This is a genomic window from Prevotella sp. CAG:592 (assembly GCF_000436015.1).
Lineage (GTDB): Bacteria > Bacteroidota > Bacteroidia > Bacteroidales > Bacteroidaceae > Prevotella > Prevotella pectinovora.
Map to the genome: position 1 here is coordinate 27320 of NZ_FR892522.1, position 5952 is coordinate 33271.

Genomic DNA, 5952 nt, shown 5'->3' on the forward strand with positions numbered 1-5952 from the left:
CATGACGCTCTTCTATCGTTTCATGCCGAAGGTGATACAGGAGGGACATCTCTATATCGCCACTCCGCCATTGTATCTCTGCACCTTCAAGAACAAAGTGAAGGAATACTGCTACACCGAGCAGCAGCGACAGGCGTTCCTCGACAAATACGGCAACGGCGTGGACGACGACAAGAATATCCACACACAGCGATATAAAGGTTTGGGAGAGATGAACCCGGAGCAGCTCTGGGACACCACAATGAATCCTAAGACCCGTCTGCTCAAGCAGGTGAACATTGAGAATGCCGCCGAGGCGGACGAGATATTCTCTATGCTTATGGGCGACGACGTGGAGCCACGCCGCCAGTTCATAGAGCAGAATGCCACATACGCCAACATCGACGCATAAACAGCCGGAAGGCGTCGGAACGGTACGTGGAAACATCCGGTTCCCCGGAAAGGAAACGGACCGGAAAACGGCAATAAGACGGAATCTGATGGTTGGTAATGCCTATACTTCATGGCAGAATGCTAAAAAACGAAGAAAAAGCAGATACAAACCACATATTTTATGCATAAAACGTTGCGCACGTTAATAATAATTGTTAACTTTGCAGCGTTCAGTGGAATGGGGAGCCCCGAAGGAGCTCCTCATTTTATTTTAAATCCCCGACAGGCGACACTTTCTGATGGATGACATTCTCTTGCCGCCTCAAGGGAATTACCACAAGTTATTTTATTTATGATAGACAAAAACGTAGTTGAAAAATTAGTTAACCATTGGCTCGAGGACAAAGACTATTTCCTCGTTGACATTGAGATTAGTCCAGACGACAGAATCGTCGTGGAGATCGACCATGCAGATGGCGTGTGGATTGAGGATTGCGTGCAGCTCAGCCGCTTCATAGAAGACAACCTCAACCGTGATGACGAGGACTACGAATTGGAGGTTGGCAGCGCCGGCCTCGGACAGCCTTTCAAGGTGAGACAGCAGTATCTCAACTTCATCGGAAAAGAAGTGGAAGTGCTCGACGCCGACGGAAAGAAATGGAAAGGACTGCTCAAGAGTGTGGATGGAGACGATTTCACCATCACCGTGAAAGAGAAAGTGAAGAAGGAAGGAGCCAAGCGCCCGGTAATAGAAGACGTTGACAAGACCTTCGGCATGAACACAGTGAAATATACAAAATACTTAATAAGTTTCAAATAAGCTATGGCAGCATTGAAGAAAGAAGAAGAAACAGTAAGCATGTTCGATTCCTTCAAAGAATTCAAGGAAACGAAGAATATCGACAGAACGACTCTCATGAGCGTGCTCGAGGAAAGCTTCCGCAACGTCATCGCGAAGATCTTCGGCAGTGACGAGAACTTCGACGTCATCGTGAACCCCGACAAGGGCGACTTCGAGATATACCGCAACCGTACCGTCGTTGCCGACGGCGTGGAGCATGACGACAACAAAGAGATAACACTCACAGAGGCTCGCAAGATACAGGCAGACTACGAGGTGGGTGAGGACGTGAGCGAGAAGGTGGACTTCAGCAAGTTCGGACGCCGTGCCATCCTCAACCTGCGTCAGACTTTGGCTTCAAAGGTGCTCGAGCTCGAGCACGACAGCCTCTACAACAAATACAAAGACCGTGTGGGACAGGTAATCACAGCTGAGGTCTATCAGGTGTGGAAGAGAGAGGTGCTCCTCGTTGACGACGAGAACAACGAGCTTATCCTTCCTAAGGGAGAGCAGATTCCTCGCGACCAGTATCGCAAGGGAGAGACCGTAAAGGCTGTCATCCTGCGTGTGGACAACGAGAACAACAACCCGAAAATCATCCTCAGCCGCACAAGTCCGGTGTTCCTGCAGCGCCTGCTCGAACAGGAGGTGCCAGAGATTGCCGACGGACTCATCACCGTGCAGCGCATAGCACGTATGCCGGGAGAGAGAGCCAAGATCGCCGTTGAGAGCTACGACGAGCGCATCGACCCGGTAGGAGCATGCGTGGGAGTGAAGGGTAGCCGCGTGCACGGTATCGTGAGAGAACTGTGCAACGAGAACATCGATGTGATCAACTACACCGCAAACACCAAGCTCTTCATCCAGCGCGCACTCAGTCCGGCAAAGGTCCTCAACATCAATGTAGACGAGGAGAACCACAAGGCAGAGGTGTTCCTCAAGCCGGAAGAGGTATCATTGGCAATCGGCCGTGGCGGTATGAACATCAAGTTGGCAAGTATGCTGACAGAATACACCATCGACGTGTTCCGTGACATGGAGGATGGCCAGGAGGTGGAAGACATCTACCTCGACGAGTTTGCCGACGAGATAGACCAGTGGGTAATCGATGCCATCAAGTCTATCGGCTTCAACACTGCAAAGAAGGTGCTTGAGGCACCACGCGAAATGCTCGTAGAGAAAGCTGACCTCGAAGAGGAGACGGTAGACCACGTGCTCCAGGTGCTGAGAGCGGAATTCGAATAATACAATACAGTCCATACGGCACGCCGCTCCCCAGAACGGTGTGCCGCATGTGTAAGCATTCGGGAATGGCATGTTCCGGAAACTGGCGGACCGCAAGCAAGGGCGGAGAACGAATATTCCGCAGTCAGAACGCTCCGGACAAGCCGAATAATAACAGAAAAGAAAGAAGAAGGGTAAAACATATAGTATGAGCATCAGATTAAACAAAGCGATTAGTGAATTGAATATAGGACTTCAAACGGCAGTTGATTTCCTGAAAAAAAGAAGCGAACTGGGAGAGGCTCCTGAGGGTCCTAACTCCAAGCTCACCGACGGACAGTATAATGCTCTCGTAGAGGCATACAAGTCGGACAAGGAGGAGCGCACACAGGCAGAGAAGCTCTTGCAGAAGCGTCCTAAGGAGAAGAAACGCTCTGACAAGAAAGAGGGACGAAGCACAGAGCCAAGACCTCAGCAGAAGTACACACCATTAGGAAAGATAGACCTCGACAGTCTGGGCAAGAAGCCATCAGCGAAATCTGCTGCTTCTACTGCAAAGCCCGAAGAGAAAAAGGCAAATGCTGCTGCCGTCAGCAAGCCAGCCGAGGAGAAGCCCGTGGCACAGGAACCAGTGGAAACGGTTGCCAAAGAGCAGCCAAGTCAAGAACAGCCTAAGCCAGCCCAGCCTAAACCGGAGCCGGTGGCTCCCAAGTCGGAAGTGAAGGCAGAACAGCCAGCAGCACAGCCAGCTGCAAAGAAGGAGCCTAAAGAGGCATCACCGGCAAGTGCGGCACAGCCTGCTGCTGCCGACAACGACTCAAAGGTGTTCACGCTGAAGAGCGAGAAGAAACTCGCTCCCAAGGTTAACGTGTTGGGCAAGATCGACCTCGACTCTCTGAACCAGAGCACTCGTCCTAAGAAGAAGAGCAAGGAGGAGCGCCGCAAGGAGCGTGAGGAGAAGGCACAGCATGGCGGAGCAAACGCCAATGGCGAGCGCAAGAAGCGTCAGCGCATCGGCAAGGAGCGTGTAGACATCGCTGCAGCTGCCAAGCAGAACAACGCCCAGGGCGGTCAGAAGAACGCCGGAGGTTCAAACAAGAAGAAGAACCGCAAGCGCGGCGGACAGAAGCCTGCTGAAGTAAGCGAGGAGGATGTAGCACGTCAGGTAAAGGAGACGCTTGCGCGCCTCACCAGCAAGGGACAGAACAAGAAGGGAGCCAAATACCGCAAGGAGAAGCGCGACGCCGCCCAGGAACATCTCAAGGAGCAGCGCGCCGAGGAGAAGGCAGAGAGCAAGATACTGAAGCTTACGGAGTTCGTTACCGTCAGCGAACTTGCCAACATGATGAACGTCTCTGTAAACCAGGTCATCGGTACCTGTATGAGCGTCGGCATCATGGTGTCTATCAACCAGCGTCTCGATGCAGAGACCATCAACCTCGTTGCTGAGGAGTTCGGCTTCAAGACAGAATACGTTAGTGCCGAGGTTTCGGAGGCTATCAACGAGGAGCCTGACGATGAGAACGATCTGCTGCCACGCGCTCCTATCGTTACCGTGATGGGACACGTAGACCATGGTAAGACTTCTCTCCTCGACCATATCCGCAATACCAACGTCATCGCCGGTGAGGCAGGTGGTATCACCCAGCATATCGGTGCATACAACGTGACGTTGCAGAACGGCAGACATATCACATTCCTCGACACTCCAGGTCATGAGGCGTTCACCGCCATGCGTGCCCGTGGTGCCCAGGTCACCGATATCGCCATCATCATCATCGCTGCCGACGACAGCGTGATGCCTACCACACGTGAGGCAATCGCCCACGCACAGGCTGCCAACGTGCCGATGGTATTTGCCATCAACAAGATTGACAAGCCGGGTGCCAATGCCGACAAGATCAGGGAAGACCTCGCCAATATGAACCTCCTTGTAGAGGAGTGGGGCGGAAAGTACCAGTGTCAGGAAATCAGTGCCAAGAAGGGCATTGGCGTTGACGAACTTCTTGAGAAGGTGCTCCTTGAGGCCGATATGCTCGAACTGAAGGCTAATCCAAACCGCAAGGCTACGGGTAGCGTCATAGAGTCGTCGCTCGACAAGGGTCGCGGTTATGTCTCTACTGTTCTCGTGAGCAACGGAACGCTCCGTGTGGGCGACAACCTGATTGCCGGAACAAGCTACGGACGTATCAAGGCAATGTTCAACGAGCGTAACCTGCGTATCGAGGAGGCAAAGCCGGCAGAGCCTGCAATCATCCTGGGTCTCAACGGTGCTCCTACGGCAGGTGATGCCTTCCACGTTCTCGACACTGAGGTGGAGGCTCGCGAGATTGCCAACAAGCGTCTGCAGTTGCAGCGTGAGCAGGGATTGCGCACTCAGAAACGTCTTACCCTCAGCGACATCAGCCATCGTATCGCACTCGGATCATTCAAGGAGCTCAACATCATCGTCAAGGGTGATACCGACGGTAGTATCGAGGCTCTCAGCGACTCGTTCATCAAGCTCTCTACAGAGAAGATCAAGGTCAACGTCATCTACAAGGCCGTGGGTCAGATTTCAGAGAGCGATGTTACTCTCGCCGACGCTTCGGATGCTCTCATCGTGGGCTTCCAGGTGCGTCCTTCGGCAGCGGCCCGCAAGCTCGCCGACCAGGAGGGTGTAGAGATCAACACCTATTCTGTCATCTACGATGCCATCGAGGATGTCACTTCCGCCATGGAGGGTATGCTCGACAAGGTTGTCAAGGAGGTTGTCTCCGGTCAGGTGGAAGTTCGTGAGGTATACAAGATCTCGAAGGTCGGAACGGTTGCCGGTGCTTTGGTCACCGAGGGCAAGGTTCACCGCACAGACAAGGCTCGTCTTATCCGCGACGGTATCGTTATCCATACTGGAGCCATCAACGCCCTCAAGCGTTTCAAGGATGATGTCAAGGAGGTGGGAGTCACCTTCGAGTGTGGTATCTCGCTCGTCAACTTCAACGATATCCAGGTGGGCGACGTCATCGAGACGTTCACAGAGATTGAGGTTAAGCAGAAACTGTAATCCCCCAGGACTACATACTGATTTATAATAAATGAAAATGCGCCGGCTATCATTACGATAGCTGGCGCATTTTATTTAAAAATGATTCTTATATTTGTTTTATAAAGTAATCAAGTCCGATATGGTGTTATTTATGGAAATCAGTATATCTTAATTTCTCAAGTCGTTTAGCGTCGAGCACACCGTCGTCCCATAACTTGTCTGATTCGGCATCGAGCTCTTGTTGGAAATGCTTTGTCAGAACAGCTTGTACTTCACGTGCGTATTCTTCACTGTTATTATAGGAAAACAGTTTCAGTAAATATTGCTGAGTGGGATTTAAAACTGAAGTTGCCATAATGTCTTGATTTTATCGTTATATTGCAAAGCTAGAATTTCTTTCCCTATTCTCAAAATATTTCATATAGAAATCAATATTTATCCCAAATCGGTCATTAGGATTTCTCTGTGTCGTACGGCAAAGAGAAATCCT

General features: G+C 51.4%; 4 protein-coding genes and 1 pseudogene. 4 read left to right on the plus strand and 1 reads right to left on the minus strand.

Annotation, left to right across the window (positions count from 1 at the left end; all coding sequences use genetic code 11):
- From QVO99_RS02650 to infB, 4 genes and pseudogenes are all read left to right on the plus strand, one after another.
- Positions 1-391 (plus strand): annotated as a pseudogene (locus QVO99_RS02650) (DNA topoisomerase IV subunit B); the annotation flags it as partial.
- A gap of 333 nt (positions 392-724) precedes the next feature.
- Positions 725-1192, plus strand: a complete 468-nt coding sequence (rimP, locus tag QVO99_RS02655; RefSeq protein ID WP_022316042.1) for a ribosome assembly cofactor RimP — start codon at positions 725-727, stop codon at positions 1190-1192.
- Positions 1193-1195: 3 nt separating this feature from the next.
- Positions 1196-2458, plus strand: a complete 1263-nt coding sequence (gene nusA, locus QVO99_RS02660; protein ID WP_022316043.1) for a transcription termination factor NusA — start codon at positions 1196-1198, stop codon at positions 2456-2458.
- Between the two features lie 187 nt (positions 2459-2645).
- The gene (infB, locus tag QVO99_RS02665; protein WP_022316044.1) at positions 2646-5480 is read left to right on the plus strand and encodes a translation initiation factor IF-2; all 2835 of its coding nucleotides are present in this window, start codon (positions 2646-2648) and stop codon (positions 5478-5480) included.
- Positions 5481-5607: 127 nt separating this feature from the next.
- Here infB and QVO99_RS02670 read toward each other — a convergent pair whose 3' ends face one another.
- Positions 5608-5817 carry a hypothetical protein gene (locus tag QVO99_RS02670; protein WP_022316045.1) on the minus strand — a complete coding sequence of 70 codons (210 nt, stop codon included), beginning with the start codon at positions 5815-5817 and terminating at the stop codon, positions 5608-5610.
- Positions 5818-5952: the final 135 nt, after the last annotated feature.

Coding starts and splice junctions, on each gene's coding strand:
- rimP (WP_022316042.1), top strand. CDS start 725: ATGATAGACAAAAACGTAGTTGAAAAATTAGTTAACCATTGGCTCGAG.
- nusA (WP_022316043.1), top strand. CDS start 1,196: ATGGCAGCATTGAAGAAAGAAGAAGAAACAGTAAGCATGTTCGATTCC.
- infB (WP_022316044.1), top strand. CDS start 2,646: ATGAGCATCAGATTAAACAAAGCGATTAGTGAATTGAATATAGGACTT.
- QVO99_RS02670 (WP_022316045.1), bottom strand. CDS start 5,817: ATGGCAACTTCAGTTTTAAATCCCACTCAGCAATATTTACTGAAACTG.